This is a genomic window from Actinopolymorpha sp. B11F2 (assembly GCF_040195635.1).
Taxonomy (GTDB): Bacteria; Actinomycetota; Actinomycetes; order Propionibacteriales; family Actinopolymorphaceae; genus Thermasporomyces.
Genome location: NZ_JBEFTX010000002.1, coordinates 538727 through 557236, shown reverse-complemented (window position 1 = coordinate 557236; position 18510 = coordinate 538727). Strand labels below are relative to the sequence as shown.

Annotated in this window: 19 protein-coding genes; 7 read left to right on the top strand and 12 right to left on the bottom strand. The window is 69.8% G+C overall.

Translation table 11 applies throughout. The annotated features are described in order from the left end of the window. Window positions 1–162 precede the first annotated feature (162 nt). The 3 genes from ABN034_RS06420 to ABN034_RS06410 form a co-directional block, all read right to left on the bottom strand. Complete coding sequence (locus ABN034_RS06420) at window positions 163–1215, bottom strand: YlbL family protein (protein ID WP_349690042.1); 1053 nt, start codon at window positions 1213–1215, stop codon at window positions 163–165. Window positions 1216–1468: 253 nt separating this feature from the next. Further along, the gene (locus tag ABN034_RS06415) at window positions 1469–1918 is read right to left on the bottom strand and encodes a molybdenum cofactor biosynthesis protein MoaE (protein WP_349690041.1); all 450 of its coding nucleotides are present in this window, start codon (window positions 1916–1918) and stop codon (window positions 1469–1471) included. Between the two features lie 5 nt (window positions 1919–1923). Next, window positions 1924–2973, bottom strand: coding sequence for an NAD-dependent epimerase/dehydratase family protein (locus ABN034_RS06410; RefSeq protein ID WP_349690040.1), 1050 nt, complete (start codon window positions 2971–2973; stop codon window positions 1924–1926). A gap of 220 nt (window positions 2974–3193) precedes the next feature. On the opposite strand from ABN034_RS06410, the gene ABN034_RS06405 reads away from it, so the two are divergent. Both ABN034_RS06405 and ABN034_RS06400 read left to right on the top strand, forming a co-directional pair. After that, complete coding sequence (locus tag ABN034_RS06405) at window positions 3194–4567, top strand: zinc-dependent metalloprotease (RefSeq protein ID WP_349690039.1); 1374 nt, start codon at window positions 3194–3196, stop codon at window positions 4565–4567. After that, on the top strand, window positions 4564–5109 hold the full coding sequence (locus ABN034_RS06400; protein WP_349690038.1) for an NUDIX hydrolase: 546 nt from the start codon (window positions 4564–4566) through the stop codon (window positions 5107–5109). The genes ABN034_RS06405 and ABN034_RS06400 overlap by 4 nt, the downstream gene beginning before the upstream one ends. 62 nt (window positions 5110–5171) lie before the next feature. Here ABN034_RS06400 and ABN034_RS06395 read toward each other — a convergent pair whose 3' ends face one another. Continuing rightward, window positions 5172–5369 (bottom strand): hypothetical protein, encoded by a 198-nt coding sequence (locus ABN034_RS06395; RefSeq protein ID WP_349690037.1) that lies wholly within the window; start codon window positions 5367–5369, stop codon window positions 5172–5174. 205 nt (window positions 5370–5574) lie between these two features. Here ABN034_RS06395 and def point away from each other — a divergent pair, with 205 nt between their 5' ends. Further along, window positions 5575–6132 (top strand): peptide deformylase, encoded by a 558-nt coding sequence (gene def / locus ABN034_RS06390; protein WP_349690036.1) that lies wholly within the window; start codon window positions 5575–5577, stop codon window positions 6130–6132. A 166-nt stretch (window positions 6133–6298) separates the two neighbouring features. Here def and ABN034_RS06385 read toward each other — a convergent pair whose 3' ends face one another. The 3 genes from ABN034_RS06385 to ABN034_RS06375 all read right to left on the bottom strand — a co-directional run bounded on the left by ABN034_RS06385 (window position 6299) and on the right by ABN034_RS06375 (window position 8213). Next, the gene (locus tag ABN034_RS06385) at window positions 6299–6844 is read right to left on the bottom strand and encodes an STAS domain-containing protein (protein ID WP_349690035.1); all 546 of its coding nucleotides are present in this window, start codon (window positions 6842–6844) and stop codon (window positions 6299–6301) included. Window positions 6845–7116: 272 nt separating this feature from the next. Then, window positions 7117–7371 carry a hypothetical protein gene (locus tag ABN034_RS06380; RefSeq protein WP_349690034.1) on the bottom strand — a complete coding sequence of 85 codons (255 nt, stop codon included), beginning with the start codon at window positions 7369–7371 and terminating at the stop codon, window positions 7117–7119. A 323-nt stretch (window positions 7372–7694) separates the two neighbouring features. Beyond that, entirely contained in the window at window positions 7695–8213 is a 519-nt protein-coding gene (locus tag ABN034_RS06375) for a M48 metallopeptidase family protein (RefSeq protein WP_349690063.1), read from the bottom strand. Between the two features lie 714 nt (window positions 8214–8927). Between ABN034_RS06375 and ABN034_RS06370 the strand changes: the two genes are divergently transcribed. Next, window positions 8928–9086, top strand: coding sequence for a DUF5679 domain-containing protein (locus ABN034_RS06370; protein ID WP_349329759.1), 159 nt, complete (start codon window positions 8928–8930; stop codon window positions 9084–9086). A 137-nt stretch (window positions 9087–9223) separates the two neighbouring features. Here the strand turns inward: ABN034_RS06370 and ABN034_RS06365 are convergent, their stop codons facing one another. Then, window positions 9224–9589 carry a DUF3817 domain-containing protein gene (locus ABN034_RS06365; protein ID WP_349690033.1) on the bottom strand — a complete coding sequence of 122 codons (366 nt, stop codon included), beginning with the start codon at window positions 9587–9589 and terminating at the stop codon, window positions 9224–9226. Further along, the gene (locus ABN034_RS06360; protein WP_349690032.1) at window positions 9586–10269 is read right to left on the bottom strand and encodes a hypothetical protein; all 684 of its coding nucleotides are present in this window, start codon (window positions 10267–10269) and stop codon (window positions 9586–9588) included. Before ABN034_RS06360 ends, ABN034_RS06365 begins: the two co-directional genes overlap by 4 nt. 178 nt (window positions 10270–10447) lie before the next feature. Here ABN034_RS06360 and ABN034_RS06355 point away from each other — a divergent pair, with 178 nt between their 5' ends. The 3 genes from ABN034_RS06355 to ABN034_RS06345 all read left to right on the top strand — a co-directional run bounded on the left by ABN034_RS06355 (window position 10448) and on the right by ABN034_RS06345 (window position 14026). Then, on the top strand, window positions 10448–11614 hold the full coding sequence (locus tag ABN034_RS06355) for a ThiF family adenylyltransferase (RefSeq protein ID WP_349690031.1): 1167 nt from the start codon (window positions 10448–10450) through the stop codon (window positions 11612–11614). A gap of 70 nt (window positions 11615–11684) precedes the next feature. After that, the gene (locus tag ABN034_RS06350) at window positions 11685–12563 is read left to right on the top strand and encodes an LLM class flavin-dependent oxidoreductase (protein ID WP_349690030.1); all 879 of its coding nucleotides are present in this window, start codon (window positions 11685–11687) and stop codon (window positions 12561–12563) included. Window positions 12564–12655: 92 nt separating this feature from the next. Beyond that, window positions 12656–14026 carry an ABC1 kinase family protein gene (locus ABN034_RS06345; protein ID WP_349690029.1) on the top strand — a complete coding sequence of 457 codons (1371 nt, stop codon included), beginning with the start codon at window positions 12656–12658 and terminating at the stop codon, window positions 14024–14026. A 557-nt stretch (window positions 14027–14583) separates the two neighbouring features. Here ABN034_RS06345 and ABN034_RS34280 read toward each other — a convergent pair. The 3 genes from ABN034_RS34280 to ABN034_RS06335 form a co-directional block, all read right to left on the bottom strand. Then, a complete protein-coding gene (locus ABN034_RS34280; protein ID WP_502877597.1) occupies window positions 14584–14901 on the bottom strand; it encodes a putative WhiB-interacting protein in 318 nt (105 codons plus the stop codon). Continuing rightward, the gene (locus ABN034_RS06340; protein ID WP_349690028.1) at window positions 14898–15179 is read right to left on the bottom strand and encodes a WhiB family transcriptional regulator; all 282 of its coding nucleotides are present in this window, start codon (window positions 15177–15179) and stop codon (window positions 14898–14900) included. The genes ABN034_RS34280 and ABN034_RS06340 overlap by 4 nt, the downstream gene beginning before the upstream one ends. 851 nt (window positions 15180–16030) lie before the next feature. Next, window positions 16031–18451: an ATP-dependent DNA helicase UvrD2 gene (locus ABN034_RS06335; protein WP_502878973.1), complete on the bottom strand. Its 2421-nt coding sequence runs from the start codon at window positions 18449–18451 to the stop codon at window positions 16031–16033. Between the last annotated feature and the right edge of the window lie 59 nt (window positions 18452–18510).

Sequence of the window (18510 nt, the reverse complement as noted above, 5' to 3'; positions counted from 1 at the left end):
GGAGGTCTGGGTCGGGCTCCCGCCCGTGGCTGAGGCGCCGCCTGGTCAGATCATCCCTGGAAGGGAAACTTAGCGAAAACGTCCCGGGTTCCCCCGCGACGCCCCGCGCTCCGATGGCCGCAATGGTCGGTTCGTTGTCGCGTCGTCGGCGGCCCGTCGCCTTCATCGCGCACAGCTCGGGACACGCGCCGACGGCTGGTCGCGCAGCCGCTCGAGGGACTGTACGGCGCCACGGAGCGTGTCGACCCGGACCAGGCGGATGCCGTCGACCTGGGCCGCCGCGGCCGCCTCGCAGTTGGCGGCCGGGACGAGGAAGGTCTCGGCGCCGTTCTCCTTCGCCCCGGCGATCTTCTGCTGGATCCCGCCGATGGGTTGGACCGTGCCGTCGGCCGCGATCGCACCAGTGCCCGCGATGTGGTGTCCGCCGGTGAGGCTGCCCTTGGTCAGCTTGTCGACGATGGCCAGCGCGAACATCGTGCCCGCGCTGGGGCCGCCGATGTCCTGCCCGAGGTTGACGGTGACCTTGAACGGGAACTCGAAGCCGTCGAACGGCGTGATCCCGACGAACGCCTTGCCCGGGTCCTGGGGTGACTTCGCCGTGGTGATGGAGACGTCGACATCCTTGTCGCCCCGACGTACGGCGAACTGGATCCGGTCGCCCGGCTGGTGCCTGCCCACGATGTCGACGACATCCTGGGCACCCGTGACGTGCTTACCGTCGACCGCGACGATCACGTCACCGGCCTTCAGCCTGCCGACGGCCGGTGTGTCCTCGACGACGGCCTGCACCTGGACGACCGGTGTCACCTTCTCGTTCGCCTGGCGCAGCGCGGCCGCGACGGCTGTCTGCTGGGACGTCTGCATCGCCTCGGCGTTCTCCTGCTCGACCTGCTCCGGTGTGGGGTCGCCGGGATAGAGATAGTCGTACGGAACGACCGCGACGCGTGGGTCGATCCAGCCGACGATGACGCTGATGAGGTCCAGCTTCTGGTCAGGGCTGCTCACCGCGACGGTGGTGAGGTCGAGCGCGCCGTTGGTCTTGAACGTCTCGTGCCCGCTGATCTGGACGATGGGCTTGCCGTCGACGGTGCCGAGAGTGTTCTCGGTGGGCCCAGGGCTCATCGCGGCGAACGGCACAGGAACCAGCCAGGCGACGGCTACGAGGGCGATGAGCAGGACCGCGGTCAGCGTCATCGTCGCGACACGGCGAGACATGGGCCCCAGCGTAGGTGACCGTCCCGTAAGCACCCGCGACGGTCCTCGCGATCATCTCCGCGGTTCGCAGCCCGGTGATCATGTCGGTGATCATGTCGGTCGTCATGTTCGTGATCATGTTCGTGATCATGAAAGGAATCGGGACCATGAAAGGAAAATGGCCCATAGATCCCAAAATTCTTCATGATCACCGACATGATCACGAACATGATCACGGGGAGCCCGGGAAACTGAGCCGAGCGGGGCGAACGAGTTATCCGGCGCCGACCCATTCGGCGGAGCCGTCGGTGAAGCGCTGGTGCTTCCACAGCGGCACCTGCGCCTTGAGGTCGTCGATCAACTGCCGGCAGGCGTCGAACGCCTCACCCCGATGCGGCGCGGCCACGCCCACGATCACCGCGGCCTCCCCCACCGCGAGGTCACCCACCCGGTGGACGGCCGCCACCGCGCACACCGGATGCGCCGCCGCCACGGCCGAGGCGACCTGGCGGAGTTCCTCGATCGCCGCCGGGTGCGCTTCGTACCCGAGCTCGGTCACTCCGCGCCCGCCGTCCTCCTCACGTACGACTCCCACGAACAGCGCCAGCCCGCCGGCCCGAGGATCGGCGATCGCCGCCAGGACCTCGTCGACCGACAGCGGCGTCTCCCGTACGTCGAGCAGCCGGACCACATCGGCCACCGGCCCGGTCGAACTTGAAGCCACCCGCGTCATGTCCCGCCTCGCGATCTTCTCCGCCGTGCCCTGCGTACGACGGCGGCGGCGCCAAGTAGAGCCACGGTGGCGCCGGCAGCACCCATCGTCGCGGTCTCCCGCCGACCGATCCGCCGACCGAGCGCCGCGTGCCGCCCGGCCACGTCGGTCGCCAGGACCTCGCAGGCCGTCACGTTGTCATAGGCCGGCTGCCAACCGGCGGCCAGCAACTTCGCCGACGACACTACCCACGGGTGGCTCACGTAGGCGAGATCGCTGGCCGGGGCGGGGGTGAGGCCCAACCGGTGCAGGCGTTCGGCAGCACCGAGGGCGAGCCCCTCGGGAAGCTCGAGCCGCGGCAGGCCGAACAGCATCTCCACCTCGTCCTGTTCGAGATAGCCCTCGCAGCCGACCGTGACCGGACCGTCGACCTTGCCGAGCACGGCGTACTCCAGCGCGCTCACGAGGTCGTCGACATGGCAGAACTGCCAGCTCGGCTTGCTTCCCCGGATCACCAGGAGCCTGGCCGCCTCGAAGTGCCGGGTGAGGAAGGTGTCGACGTCGGGCCCGACCAGCATCGACGGGCGTACGACGGTCACAGACAACCCGGGATGCGCCTTCGGCGCGCGCCGGGCAAGCCACTCCATCTCCAGCATGTCCGACACGATGCCTTCGGGCCGTGCCCGCAGCGGCCCGTCCTCGTCGAGCGGCACGGAGTTGTCCGGGGCGGCGCCGTAGACCATGGCGCTCGTACACAGCACCACCCGGGGTACGCCCGCCGCGGCAGCCGCCGTCAACACCGTCTGCGTGCCACCAACGTTGCGCGCGCTCCGCTGCCGCGGGTCGGAGTCGGGCGAGCGGTCGAGGTCGAGGTGGACTACGACGTCGCAGCGGGAGATGCGCTGCGCGATCGCGGGATCACGAACCTCGAGCACCCGCCATTCGACACCCTCGAGGTCGCCCCGGCGCTCGTCGATCCCGATGACCCGCTTGATCTCGGGCAGCCCGACCAGCCGCGCGGCGAGGGCCCGCCCGATTCCCGTGGACGCGCCGGTGACCGCCGCCACCAGTCCGCCGCCCCTGCGCGCCGTGACGGCAGGCCGGCGCGTCGTGCGGCGGCTCCGCCGGGCACGAACGCGGGTGGGTTCGTCGTTCAGCTGGAAACTCCCGGGCTAGGTTGGACGATATGAACGCAGTGCTACGTACGGCCGTGGCGCGCTCGTGCACCAGCCCCCCGCACACCATCATCCGTACGCAGCCATCTCTCATCCTGCCGGAGGTCCAACCGTGAGCAACGACGAGCCCGGTGCCGGGCACGAGGGCGAGGAGCCCGAGAAGCGGCAACCCGGCGGTTCGGACAACCCGTTGGCGGGGTTCGACCTCAGCGCGATCTTCGGACAGCTGCAAAGCATGTTCTCGTGGCAGGGCGGCCCGATCAACTGGCAGCTCGCCGAAGAAACTGCCCGCCAGACGATCCGCCAGGCCGGCGACGCCTCGCTGACCGCGGCCGAACGTACGACCGTCGACCAGACGGTCCGCCTCGCCGAACACTGGCTGGACGACGCCACGAGCCTGCCCGCGGGCTCGGCCGGCGAAGCGCTCGCCTGGAACCGCGTCGAGTGGCTGGAGGGCACCCTTCCTGCCTGGAAGAAGCTGATCGAACCCCTCGCGACCCATGTCGTCGGCGCGATGGAGAAGGCGCTACCCGAGCAGCCTGGACCGATGGGCGCCCAGCTCACCGGCGTCCTCACCCAGGTCGGCGGAATGATGTTCGGCGCCCAGGTCGGGCAGGGTCTCGGCCAGCTCGCCACCGAGGTTTTCGGGTCGACCGACATCGGACTCCCATTGGGTCCACTCGGTCAGCCGGTGCTCATCCCGGCCAACGTCGCCGCGTTCGGCACCGGGCTGGGGCTGCCCGAGGACGACGTACGCCTCTATCTCACCCTGCGCGAGTGTGCCCACCAGCGGCTCTTCCACCACGCGCCGTGGCTGTCGGCCCATCTGTTCTCCGCCGTGGAGGACTACGCACGCGGCATGCACGTCGACGTCAGCAAGCTCGAGGACCTCGCCGGCAGGATCGACATGGCCAACCCCGAGGCGTTGCAGGAGGCCCTCGGAAGCGGCCTGCTCGAACCCGAGGAGACGCCGCGGCAGAAGGCCGCGCTCGCCCGGCTGGAGACCGCCCTCGCACTGGTCGAGGGTTGGGTCGACGACGTGGTGACCGCCGCCGCCGCGCCGCGGATGCCGTCCGCGGTCTCCCTCCACGAGGCTGTACGCCGGCGCCGAGCCGAGGGCGGGCCGGCCGAGCAGACGTTCGTCACTCTCGTCGGCCTCGAACTCCGTCCGCGCCGGATGAGGGACGCCGCCACGTTGTGGGCGACGCTGCGGGAGACCCGTGGCATCACCGGCCGCGAGGCATTGTGGGCACATCCGGACATGCTGCCGTCGGGCGACGATCTCGACGACCCGCGCGGGTTCGCCGAGCGGGCCGGATCTCCGGACCGGATGGATCTCGGCGACCTGGGCTTCGACGTACCACCGGAGGATGGCGGCGGGGCGGCTGCTCCGCCGGAGGAACCCGGCTCGGAGGGTCCCGGCGACCGCCCAAGCCCAGACGGGCCCGACCAGGAGGGGCCTGACACGCCTGGATCCGGCCGGTGAGCTCGCTGCATGACGACGCCGTGGCGTCGCTCTCCCGGTGGAAGGCGCCCGACGCCGAGCAGGAGGCCCTCCGGCTCGACTATCTCGCCCACCTGGCGCGGCACTCCGATGGGGTGTGGCGCAGCTGCGCACCTGCCCATCTCACCGCCAGCATGGTGGTCCTTGACCCCACCGGTCGGCATACCGCGCTGGTCCTTCACAACCGGCTGAACCGCTGGGTCCAACCGGGGGGACACTGCGAACCCGACGACGTCTCGCTCGGCTCCGCGGCCCTGCGGGAGGCGCGGGAGGAGACCGGGCTGGACGAGCTCACGCGCAGCCGCGAGCCGGTCATGTTGTCCCGCCATGGAGCGCCGTGCGGTGTGGAGTCGCACCTGGACGTCCAGTTCCTCGGCATCTCGCCCGCCGATCGGACACCCGCGGTGAGCGAAGAGTCACGTGACGTTCGCTGGTTTCCGGTCGCTGACCTGCCGCGTGACCTTGCCTCCGGAGTGCCGCAGAGCGTCACGGCCGCGGTCGCCGCGCTTGCACTGAGCCGCTGACCAGCGTCCGGAGGTAGGGGGCAGGCCCCGCGGGGAGGGCGTTCCAGCCCCTGAACCGCGGGTCAGCCCAGGATGACGACCGCGAGGATCACGAGCGCGACGACGACCACGCCGACCACCGCCGCGATCCTGAGGGCGGTCTGCCGGGGTTTGGGTGCCCACGGAGGTCGGGCTCCCGGCTTCGCACCGTCATCGACGAAGCGCTGGAACATGGCCGTGTTGGCGCCGGGGTCCTCGTCGCCCCTGTTCACATTCGACATGTCCGAGACCATACCGGCGTTCACCCTTATCGGGGATTCCGTACATCCCGCCCATTCCGGAAAGCGGCAGTGCATCCTTCCCTGCCCCGAGAACGCCGGGCTTCAGGGCTCCCGTGGCCGATGCCGGCCGACCCCGTACGGTATCTCCGCACCAGCGACGGCACAGGGCGAGAACGCACGAGCTCGCCGTACGGAAGGAGTGGGGTTGGGCACGCTTCCCGACGGAGGATCCGTCCGACCGATCACCCGATGGGGCGAGCCTGTCATGCACCGACCATGCCGCCCGGTCGAGGCGTACGACGAAGCACTCGCGGCGCTCGTCGCGGACATGACCGCCACGATGGTCGCCGCCGACGGCGTGGGACTCGCCGCCAACCAGATCGGCGTCGACCTCCGCGTCTTCGTGTTCCGCTGCCCGGACGAGGACCAGGTCATGGTCGAAGGCGTTGTCTGTAATCCGGTCCTCGAACTGCCGACCGGCGCGGACCGACACCTCGACGACTCCGAGGAAGGCTGCCTCTCGCTGCCGGGCGCGTACGCACCCTGCGCGCGGCCCGACCGCGCCGCGGTCCGAGGCTTCGACCACAGCGGAGCGCCCGTCGTCATCCACGGCACGGGGATGCTCGCGCGCTGTCTTCAGCACGAGACCGACCACCTGGAAGGAATCGTCTTCGCCGACCGGCTGTCCAAGCGGACCCGGCGGCACCTGTTCGGGGAGGCAGAGGATGTCGCCGACGAGTTCGACCCGCAGTGGCCGGCCTGAGGAGGGGGCTGGGCTGGCAGTACGTCCGGGCTGGCGGTACGCCCGGGCTGGCGGTACGCCCGGGCTGGCGGTACATCTGAGCTGAGCGCGAGCGTTCCGGCGGAGGCGGGGAGGCTGGTCCGCAGACGCCCGCGAGGATCAACCCCGTCCGGTCCTACGACCGAACTCACAACGGCAGCGCGACCATGCGCAACTCGAGCGCCGCGACCACCTCCCGGGTGACCACCGCGGGACCAGCCAGTTCGCCGTATGCCGCGAGCATGGCGGTCTGCAAACTCGGCCAGACCGCGTCGACACCGAGCCTGGCCACCACGCCGGCCGCCCGAAGACGCTCGAAGACCGGTGAGCGGAGCGCGCCGACGTACAGGCGGACACCGTTGGCCCGTAGCCGGTAGTGCAACTCGATCAGGCCCTCGCACGCACGGTCGTCGATCTCGGGCGTGTGCTGGAGGGAGAGGACGACGACAACGGGAACCGGATCGCATTCCGCGACCCGGTTCAGAACGCCGCCGACCACCACAGGGGCGACCTCGTGATCGAGGGCGCGGGTCGGCGCGAGGCACAGGACATCCGTGGCGATCGAGGCCCGGCACGCATCGGTCCGCGCAAGGTCCGGTGTGACCTGACTGCGTACCCTCGGGACCGGCCAGCGAAGACCGGTGCCACGCGGAGCGACTCGGCGGGCAAGTGAGAACACATCGTCGAGCAGCATTCCGTCCCCCGCAAAGTCGTTCCCCCAAAAGACTTCTGCGAAAAGTCTCCGCGAGGAGGGTGGGTGGGGGCCTCACCCGCGCAGGATGATTGGGCAAGCGCAAAATCCCGGGCACCGTGCTCCGGGCACACCGCAACGGCGTCGAGGCCGGGCGCGTGCGCGATGAGTTCCCGCCCGTTCGGCGGCGTCATGGAGACACGGCAACGAGCCGGACCCACGCACCCGACCCATGACTGGGTGGAGCAGGTGAGCCCGGCGCGAATCCGGTGAGCTCAGCGGCCCGACCGGCGCTCCGACGGATGCAACTGCGCGGCGACGTACGGCCCCACCAGATCGCCGCAGGATCGCCTCGGCGCCGCCACCTCCACGATGGCCCCGTCGTCCAGCCGCAGCCTGAGCAGCAGCGGACACGGACCCAACCGGCGAAGGTCGGCAGGCGCGTCCTCGAGATCCTCGGCGAACCGGCAGGCGAACAGCACTACCCGCGTCAGTGCGATCCCCCGATACACGACAAGGACGTCATGCACCCACACAGCGTAGGAAACGTGTCTCGACCAGCGTTGCGTCAACGTGTCGAGACCCCACGACGAGCTTCGTAACCTGCACCGGAAAACGCCCGATGCGTACACCACACGACGTCGCCGCCACAGGACGGCGATCGCGAGACTTAGCACTGCAATCACGGCAGCGCTGATCACCCACAGCATTCCCGCACCTCCCCCTGCGCGGCCCCTCCACCGTCAGCCTCGACGAGGGAAGTGCGTGCGACCACGTCCGGAGGGGATGAAACTGCGCCAGGTCGAGGGTGAAATCCGGTCCGGGCCGTCCTGGGGCCGACCCACGGGCTCGACTAGCTCTCGTTCTCGTTCTCGTTCTCGCACTCCGCGAGCGACAGTTGCGCCGCGGCCGAGACCCCCTCGAGGTAACCGCGAGCGCGGTCGGCCTGGGGGTAACGGCGTACGAGCTCCCAGAATCGCGGCGTGTGCCCGGGTTCGACCAGGTGTGCGAGCTCATGGATGAGTACGTAGTCGACGACCCAGACCGGCATGCCCTGCAGCCGCGAGGACAGCCGGACCGTCCCATCGCTCGGCGTACATGATCCCCAGCGCATGCCCTGGTTGGAGACCCATCGGACGCTGGCTGGCCCGGACACCTCGCCGAGGTAGCGCTGGCACAGCGTCTGGGCCCGGGTCAGGAGCTCGGCGTCACTCGGCCGCCGGCGACGCTCCTGCGCGGCGAGCCGGTCGAGCATGACGTCGACCCAGCGGCGCTCCTCGGCGCGGGTCATTCGGGCGGGGACCATGACCACTACTCGGTCGCCCTCTCGGTAGGCGCTCACGGTGCGGCGGCGGCGGGCGCTGCGGCGCACCTCCACGTGGTAGGGCTCATCACGCGCCCGGTCTATGCGTGAACTCGGGCGCGCCTGGCTCCGCTGCCTCGACGCCGGTTCGGCCACCCCAGCAAGGTACCCCCAACAACCGACAAGGGCTGCCCCATCCACGCGCGAAGCGCCGGATTCCCACAGGCCGCCGGCCGGTGAACTCGCAGGTCAGGCTCATAGTCCTGGACAGAAGGTGCCAAGCGTCCACAGGTGTGCACACACGTCATCCACCGGGAATCCCCCAGATGTACACATGCTCTCCACAGGCTTTTCCACAGCCGTGGATAACTCAGCGTGCTGGGGCGACGGCGACCAGAGTGTCCCGCACTGTCGATCCCCCACTGTCGACCCCGCACTGTCGATCCCGCACTGTCGACCACGGCGATATGTCGATCGCTGCGTCCTGTCGATCACCACGCTCTGGGGGACGAGGCGGCGATCGCGGGGCTGTCGGCTTTGACGATCTCGGGGGGTCGGGTTTGACCCGCCGCCAACCACGGGTAGCGTCGACACGGCGCCGTCCGGGAAGCACATCCCGCGACCATCACGCACACACGGGTATAAAAGGGGACACCATGGGCAGGACATGGCCATGGGGTGCCGCGCACGGAGTCGTGGACGGCGCTGGAATAAGGTGACCCGAGATCGGGCGGCCCGGGCGGGCCCGCCCTGCCCCGACCCAGCACAGCGAGGAGGGCCGTCATGGCGGAGACCTACACAGGCGAGTTCTACTGCGTCAAATGCAAGGCCAAGCGGAATGCAACCGGCGAGGTCAAGGTGAACGACAAGGGCACGCGGATGGCCAAGGCCACCTGTCCCGAGTGCGGCACCAACCTCAACCGGATCCTCGGCAAGGCCTGAGCAATCTGGCCACCGAAGGGGCGGCCGCACGATGGGCCGCCCCGCATGGTTCCACCTGGGCGAGTTCTGGCTGCCTGGCGTCGCGCCGGTTCCTGTTCTCCGCGACGCCCAGATCCAGCTGACGGCGCTGGACACGGCTAGACCCGCTCACCCCGCCTGGTGCGACGCGTGACGATCCGCTCGGCGAGGAACGACAGGAACGGCACGGTTCCGGCTACCAGCACCGCCAGGGTCCCCCGCAGCGACCAGCGGGCCCGGAGGGCGAGATCAGCCCCCAGCACGAGGTAGACCATGTACAGGAACCCGTGAATCGGCCCGACAATCGCGACCGCACGCGCGTCATCGCCCAGGTACTTCATCGGCATCGCGACGAGCGCGAGAACCAGCAGAAACACCCCCACGACGTACGCGATCACCCGGAACCGGGCGAGGCGCCCGCGGAGTTCGGGCGCCATGTGCGATGTCGCCGGCGGAGTCACCGGTACGTCGGCGTCGGCCGTCATCCCTCGCCCCCAGGTGCTCCGGCTCCGACTGCTCCGCCCCCAGGTGCTCCGGCTCCAGTTGCTCCAGTCCCAGATGCGCCGCTCCCAGGTGCTCCGGCCCCGCGTGGCGCCGCGCTCGTGGATCTCCCATGCCCCGCCGCGACGCGGAGCGACCGGCGGTGCAGGGCGTCGAGATAGTCGTTGTACGCCTCGAGCTCAGGATCATCGGCCACCTGGGCCATCGGGTCGGGCACGGGCGACCCCAGCGGGCGCTTCGAAGGTAGGGGTGGCAACGCCGCCTCGTCGTCGCCAGAAGAGACGTCACTGGCGGCGAGCAGGCTTCCGCTGTCGTGTGGCGTGACGGCGGCTGGGTCCACCCGGCCAGGGCCAGCCGGTGCGCTTGTGTCCGCCACCCGGCGGGACTCGAGATCCGGCGGAGGTGCTGGTTCACGCAGCAGCTTCCACCACAGGTAGACCGCGAACGCCGCGAAGAAGGGCCACTGCAGCGTGTAACCGAAGTTCTGCCAGCTGCCAGACGACGACTCGAAGCGGTTCAGCTGCCACCACGCCAGGAACAGGAACGCCGCCACGGCGAGAACGACGGTGATCGTGAACGCGATCCACCGCGGAGTGAGCAGCCGGCGGAAGGACGATGCGGCCGCGGCGGCGGGCTGCTCCGCCTCGGTGCGCGCGTCGTCCATGATGTCGGGTTCGACTTCCTCGTTCGGTGTGGTTCTCGTCCAGCGTCGATGCCTCGCGGCCGACACTAACACCGCCTGTGGATGACGCCCGCGGGCGTCCGTACGGACGTGGCAGGCTTCTCCCCCTGCGGGCGGAGGCGTCCGCAATTGGCGCCAGCACACACGGGGAGGCACCATCGTGCGGCCACGAATCAAACCTGCCCTGCATCGGATATGGCGGGATCCCCACACGCTCCAGGTCGGTCTCGACCCTGCCCACGCTCTCGTCCTCACCGGGCTCGATCCGGTGCTCGCGGGTGTGGTCGATTCCCTGACCGGCATACGCACCGAGGACGCGCTCGTCACGCAGGCGGTCGCGCACGGCGGCAGCGGAGCCGATACCAGGCGGCTCCTTCGCCTGCTCGCGGAAGGCGGCGCGCTCGATGACGCCGGACGCGCCGCGGCTGGAGCCGTGCCAGGCCTGGGGCCCGCCGAGCGGGAACGTCTCCTGCCCGACCTGGCGGCGCGTTCGGTGGCCGAGGGTTCGCTCGACGGTGGCGTGGCGACCATGAGCCGCCGGCGCGAAGCGCACATCGCGGTGTTCGGCGCCGGGCGGGTGGGCGCGTCGATCATCACGCTGGTGTCGTCCTCCGGGGTAGCTCAAGTCGTTGTCGACGACCAGGCTCCGACCGCTCCGGGTGACCTGGCGCCGGCCGGTCTCGTCGCCGCCGACGTCGGTACGCCTCGCGGCGAGGGCGCGGCTCGGGCCGCCGCCCAGGCCGCACCGTCGACCGAGGTCATGGCGGTCAGTCCCGGCCATCCACTCGAGCGGCCCGATCTGGCGGTGATCGCGCCCGACGACGAGCCCGATCGCAGGATGGCGGACGCCTTCGTCCGGGCGGGACTGCCCCACCTCTTCGTCCGCATGCGCGAGGGGCGGGCGATCCTCGGTCCGTTCGTACTCCCGGGGGTGTCCTCGTGCATCCGGTGCCACGACCTGCGGCGTACGGCGCACGATCCTCGGTGGCCGAGCGTGCTCTCCCAGGCTCTCGCGGCGCCCCGAGGGGCTGAAGCCTGCGACGTGGTCCTCGCGACCGCGCTCGCGTCGCACGCCGTGATGCATGTCCTGGCGTTCCTCGAGGGCGGCCGGCCGCCGTCGCTGGACGCGACGATCGAGATGGACCTGCCTTTCGGTTCCGTACGCCGACGTACGTGGTCTGCCCATCCCGCGTGCGGGTGCCAGTTCGACCCGGAACAGCACGCCAGCGACGAGTCGGATGGTCCGCGAGACGCCGGGAAGACTCCGCGCTCCACCGGTTCGTCGGCCCACCGCCGTTCAGGCTCGTCACCGATGGCAGCGGCCTGAGGGCGGCGCTTGGATGCGGGCACCCTTCACGCAACGCGAGTAGTCGGAGCCAGGGTCTAGGGTCGCGTCCATGCGCTTTGGATTCGTACTCCCCTATGGCGATGCCCGCACAGCCGGCGATCTCGCGGCCATAGCGGAGGAGCACGGCTGGGACGGCTTCTTCGTCTGGGAGGGCATCTGGGCGATCGACGCCTGGGTGAGCCTCACCGCTGCCGCCATGACCACGAGCCAGATCCGGCTGGGCACGATGCTCACACCGCTCCCCCGTCGCCAGCCGTGGGAGCTGGCGAGCCAGACGTCCACCCTCGACAACCTCTGCGGCGGACGGGTCACCCTGTCGGTGGGTCTGGGCGTCACAGGCGAAGACCGGTGGTGGCTGTTCGAGTCAGATCCCGGACGCAAGGTGCGCGCGGAGCGGCTCGACGAAGGTCTCGCGATGCTGTCGAAGCTGTGGACGGGCGCAGCATTCGACTATGCGGGCAAGCATTTCCGCTCGCGCGCCACCGGCTCGCTGGTCCCGCCGGCAGCTCCACCGCCCGTACAGAAGCCGCGCATCCCGGTCTGGGTAGTCGGTGGCTGGCCGCGCCCGAAGTCGATGCGCCGAGCGGCTGCCTGGGACGGCTGGTTGCCCCACTACGCGCCGCACGACACGTCGGCCGGATCCGACTTCACGCCCGACATGCTCGCCGAAGGCACCGCCTGGATCAGGGCGCACCGGGCGGCACAGGGGCTCACGATGGACGACTACGACGTCGTGATGGAGGGTACGACGCCCCACGACGACCCGGCGGCAGCCGCCGAGATCGTCCGGCCATGGGCGGACGCCGGCGCGACCTGGTGGCTGGACGCCGACTGGTCGAGCCTGGACCCGGACGAGGTGCGATCTGCCTCCGAACGCCGGCTCCGTGCGGGACCCCCACGCCCCGCCCGTCTAGGGTCGGTCGGGTGACGACGCCTGCGAACCGACAGCCCCACCCCGGAGAGCGCGATCTACTCCCCGGGCAGGACGCGGCACTTGCCCCGGAAGCGGACAATGGACGTGTGAGCGATCTTCCTCGCAAAGGTCTCGCCCGCACAGTCCGGCTGGCCGGCCTGCCCCTGGGAATCGCCGGCCGTACCGCGGTCGGCCTCGGCAAGCGGCTGGGCGGCAAGCCGGTCGAAGCCGTCACAGCCGACCTGCAGCGCCGCACCGCCGATCAGCTGTTCCGCGTGCTGGGCGAGCTCAAGGGCGGCGCGATGAAGTTCGGCCAGGCGCTCTCGATCTTCGAGGCAGCCCTCCCCGAGCAACTGATGGCGCCCTACCGTGCGACGCTCACCAAACTCCAGGACGCCGCACCGCCGATGCCCGCGGCAACGGTGCACCGGGTGCTCGAGGAGGAACTGGGACCGCACTGGCGCCGCCGGCTCCGTGGCTTCGACGACACTCCGGCCGCCGCCGCGTCGATCGGCCAGGTGCACCGGGCACGGTGGTCCGACGGGCGGGACGTGGCGGTCAAGATCCAGTACCCTGGCGCCGCCGACGCCCTGCGGTCGGACCTGAACCAGATCGGCCGCCTCAGCCGGCTGTTCGCGGTCTGGCTTCCCGGCATGGACATCAAGCCACTCGTCGAAGAGCTCAAGGCCCGCATCGGCGAGGAACTGGACTACACCCTTGAAGCCGAAGCACAGGCCGGATTCGCGGCGGCGTACGACGGCGACCCCGAGATCGCGGTGCCGCCGGTGCGGCTCTACACCCCGAGAGTGCTCGTCACCGACTGGCTCGACGGCACACCACTCAGCGAGGTCATCGCCAGCGGGACGACCGAAGAGCGGGACCGCGCCGGTCTCCTGTTCGTACGTTTCCTCTTCTCGGGTCCGGCGCGGGCGGGTCTGCTGCACGCGGATCCACACCCCGGCAACTACCGCATCACCCCGGACGGGCGCCTCGGAGTGGTCGACTACGGCCTGGTAGCCCGGCTCCCCGGCGGCTTCCCGCCACAGATCGGCCGGCTGTTGCGGATCGGCCTCGACGGCGACTTCCACGCGGTGACCGAGGGGCTGCGCGCCGAAGGGTTCATCAAGCCGGACGTCGACATCGATCCACAGAGCCTGCACGACTACCTTCAGCCGTTCACCGAGCCTGCACAGACCGCGACGTTCCGCTTCACCAGAGAGTGGATGCGGACGCAGTTCCAGCGGATCAGCGACGTGCGTGCTGACGGCGCCAGGACAGCGCTCCGGCTCAACCTTCCGCCGTCGTACCTCCTGATCCACCGGGTCTGGGGTGGCGGAATCGGAGTGTTGGCCCAGCTGGGAGCCGAGGCGCCGTTCCGGGAGGAACTGGAACGTTGGTTGCCCGGATTCTCAGACGTGCCGGCGGGCCTCGCAGAAGCCGTTTCCGCTGACGAGGCTGACGAGGCTGCCGAAGCCTGAATGTCAGGCCTGCCCTTTCCTCACCATCCCGCGGGGTCGAGCCGGCCCTCGATGGTGTGAAGGTTGGCGCGAGCGCACGCCCCGCAGTAGTAGCTCGTCGTCAGATCGCGCGTGAACGACACCGCCCAGCTGAGCGGCAGGTCTTCGGTTGGCGCGTGAACGCCGCAAAGGTCGCACTCGATCATTGATCCGTCACTTTCTCGCCTTGAACCCGTCCAGTAGGCCGATTCGTTCGTACGCACCATCGTCGCGCGACCGTGTAACGGCCGAGGGACAGACATGCTTCGAAACGGGCCCCTGCAAGCGCAGAATATTTCGACAGACATTGTGACGGAATGCGATTCCAGACAAGGCGCAGGGCGGCCCTTTTGTCGGCCGTCGCGTCGGAATGCGCGAGAGCGGGCATCGCGGCAAGTCCCGGAGTACCCGGCATCGTTCACCGGTCGGGATACGCGGGTCGGGCATGGCGGCGATCTTCCGCGTACCCGACCCGCGTTCGAGACGAGTGGGTCGGGCATCGCGGTGTTCACGAGATGCCCGACCCTGCTCGGTTATTCCTATCCGAATCGCGCCCGGATGAGGCGGGCCCGCAACGCGGCTTCCCGGCTCTTACGGCTCAGTCGCCGGGCGCGGACGAGCTGAGTCGCTTGTCGTGTCTTGCTGGACTTACTGACACGCTCATGTATCTGCGCGCGTGCCAGCTCTTCGTGGAGAAGATGCACGGAGGTGCTCCTTGGCAGATCGGTGGCCGCATCGCCCGGAATCGCACGCGCCGGGGTATCGACCGAGAGGTCTCTGGTCATCGGGTTCTCTGTGGGGTAGGAGGCGGCGGCCGGGCATTCCCCGGACTCCGTCCTCAGTCGGATGGTGGTCATGCGGCGACTTCGTTCTTGCGAGGACGTCCACGCGGCCGCTTCCGCGGAACTACCACACCGGCGATGAACAGCTCGCCGCCCCAGACTCCCCACGGCTCGCGCCGAGCGAGAGCACCGTCCAGGCACTCGCGCTTGATCGGGCAGTCGACGCAGATGGTCTTGGCGAACTCGACATCGGCAGGTGATTCTGCGAAGAAGAGCTCCGGATCGAACGACCGGCAGGGAAGTTCGAACTCGCTGATGACCTCGGGTACACCGTCGAGGACGCTGAGACTCACTTTCCGGTCACCTCCTTGTGTCCTGGTCTGTGTCTGCTGGCCTGGTCTCGTTGTGCTGGCTTCCTTGTTGGGTGTGTGTCTCACTGCCTGACTGACTCCCTGGCTGTCGTCGTCGACATCGCACTGGCTGGTTCGATCGGACTGGCAACTCGATGGGCTGGGCTTTTCCATGGCTGGTCATCTCGTTCGAACTGGGCAAACAAAAGGGCCGCGGATCCCGAGTCGGGTTCCGCGGCCCTGGTGGCCGGTCAGGTCTTGTCATAAGACCGGAGGGCTCCAGGCTGGGACACCCGACAAGGGTCCCTTGGTGGTACGCCGCGAAACGCTGCTCGGAACGGACAGGTTGGCCGGGACGGACACGTTGATCGGAAGGGCGGCGGCGGACGGGGCGGAAAGACCGGCAGGAATGCGGCCGGTCGTGAGAACACTGCTCTGCTCGACAGTGCTCGTGGGCGCGGCTGGCGTCGCCGGAAGCTCCGCGCTCCACGGAAGAACGCTCACGTGGCCTTGGCTGGCGGTGTCATCGCGATAGACCTTCCGGCCGCGCGCGCACGAATCGAATCCGCCTGTGGGCAGACTGGTCCCCTGGAACGCGGGCGAGACGTATGAGATGGACCGCCGAGCAGGTGTCATCGAGCGGGGAGCACCGAGCGTCAGCTCACGGCGATGACGAATCACCATGATCATCTGGCGCACCTCCCTCTGCTCGGACATGCCAAACCGCGATGCGGCGGTGTGGGGTCGAGCTGACACTACGCCTCCCCCCTGCCGAGAGCAATGCAATTAATGGGGGGACCTGCAGCCTTTACCGTTTCGTGCCCACGAGGTCCGGCGCGACGGGACTCGGCGACTCAGGTCTCCGGCGGGAGAAGCTCGCCCTGAACGGCGGGAGGGTCGTCGGACGACACCTTCCGCATCGGTGAACTGCCGGCACAGATCGCGAGGACGTCCTCGGCGTACCGGCCCAGCTTCGTCGAACCTACGCCCGGGACTTTCGCCAGCTCGGCGGCCGCGGCGGGTCGGGTCTCCGCGATCGCGACCAGGGTCGCGTCGGTGAAGACGCAGTAGGCAGGGACACGCTGCTCCTGCGCCTGTTCGAGCCGCCACGCCCGAAGCTTTTCGAACATCTGCTCGTCGTAGGTCGCAGGGCAGTCCCCGCACCTGCCGACCTTGCGTTCGCTGGCGTCCTGGAGCGGGCGATCGCAGGTGCGGCAGCGGGCGACGGTGCGCTGGGCCTTGCGGCCCGACCGCCCACCATTCGTTCCTTCCGCACGACGATCGGCGACCGCGCTCCCCTGCGGACGGACGGAGGCGAGGAACCGCGACGGTGATCGTCGCGACCGGCCGCCCGGCGTGCGGGCCAGCGCCCAGGAGACCGAGAGGTGAATGCGGGCACGAGTGACGCCCACGTAGAGCAGCCGACGTTCCTCCTCCACCTGGTCCGCGGTGTCGGCGTAGGTGATCGGGACTGTCCCTTCGTGGATGCCGGCCAGGAAGACGGCGTCCCACTCGAGACCTTTCGCGGCGTGGAGGGTCGCCAGCGTCACCCCGTCTGCCGCGGGCGCATGCTGGGCGGCCACGCGCTCGTCGAGTACGCCGAGGAACGCCGCGAGGTCAGCGCCCGGCCGCTCGCGCGACAGGTCGCCGGCGAGGGACGCCAGTGCCGCCAGCGACTCCCAGCGTTCGCGCATGGCACCGGAACCACTCGGTGGTTCTGGTGTCCAACCGATGGCGCCGAGGACGGCCTGCACTTCCGCGAGCAGTGCCGGCGAGGGGGCGTCGGCGTCGCTGGTGGCGTCTGCGTCAGGGGCCGAGCCTGCGTCAGGGGCCGAGCCTGCGTCAGGTGCCGAGCCTGCGTCGGCGGCGGCCTCTGCGTCGGCGGAGCCAGGCGTGGCGGCTACCGAGGAGCCGGCCGCGATGGGAGCCGAGTTGGCCGCCCGGGCCGCCCCACGGAGCAGCACCAGAGCTTCGCGCACCTCTGGCCGGTCGAAGAACCGTTCCGCGCCTCGGACGACATAGCGAATCCCGCGTTCGGCGAGGGCCTGCTCGAAGGCGGCGGACTGGGCATTGACCCGGAAGAGGACGGCCATCTCGCGGAGTGGGGTGCCCTGGCCGACGAGGCGTTCGACCGCGCGGGCGATCCCCTCGGCTTCGGCGACCTCGTCGGGATACTCGGTGAAGACCGGCTCAGGGCCGTCCGGTCGCTGGGCCCGCAGCGTCAACCGGTGCTTGCTCGCCGCACCGCGGGCATCGGCCAGGACGCCGTTGGCCACCTTGACCACCTGCGGCGTCGAGCGGTAGTCGCGTTCGAGGCGTACGACAGACGCCCCGGGGTGTCGCCGGGTGAACTCGAGGAGGTACGCCGGACTCGCGCCCGCGAAGGAGTAGATCGTCTGGTTGGCGTCCCCGACCACGCACACGTCCGGCCGGTCGCCCAGCCACAGGTCGAGCAGCGTCTGCTGGACCGGGCTGACGTCCTGGTACTCGTCGACGACGAAGTGGCGGTACTGCGCCCGCACCGCCTCGGCGACCTTGGGCGAGTCTGCCAGCAGGGCGACAGCGCACAGGAGGACGTCCTCGAGGTCGAGATGGCCCCGGTCCCGGCGTACTTCCTCGTAACTGGCGAAGACACGGGCGACCGTGGCGGCGTCGTAACCGGCCAACTGGCGGCCCGCCTGCGCGGCGGCGACGGGGTAGTCGTCGGGGCGGACGTTGCTGACCTTGGCCCATTCGATCTCGCCGGCGAGGTCGCGACGCCCAGCGAGGTCGGCGGGTACCCGGCACCGACCGGCCGCTTCCGCGACGTAACGCAGCTTGCTCTCCACGATCGGCGGTAGCTCGCTGCGGTAGACCTGCGGCCAGAAATAGCGCGCCTGTCGCAAAGCGGCCGAGTGGAAGGTGCGCGCCTGTACGCCGGCCACGCCGAGTTCGCGGAGACGGGTGCGCATCTCACCGGCGGCTCGGGTCGTGAACGTCACGGCGAGGACGCGCTGCGGCTTCCACTGCCCGGACAGGACGGCGTAGGCGATCCGGTGGGTGATGGCGCGGGTCTTGCCGGTGCCGGCGCCGGCAAGGATGCAGAGCGGTCCCTCGAGAGAGGTCGCCGCCGCGAGCTGCTCCGGGTCCAATGCCGCCAAGACCGCGTCCGGGGATGGCGCGCCAGACGCTCTTCCAGGGGCGGCCGGCCCGCCGCCGGCCAGCCCGGAGCCAGCCGGGCCCGAGCCGCTGGGTAGCAAGGTGAGGTGCGTGGCGGCAGCGTTCGCGTCAGTCACGCCGGACCATGATTCCAGCCGCAGCGGACAACCGCAGGCGCGCGGGCGCCCGTTCCATG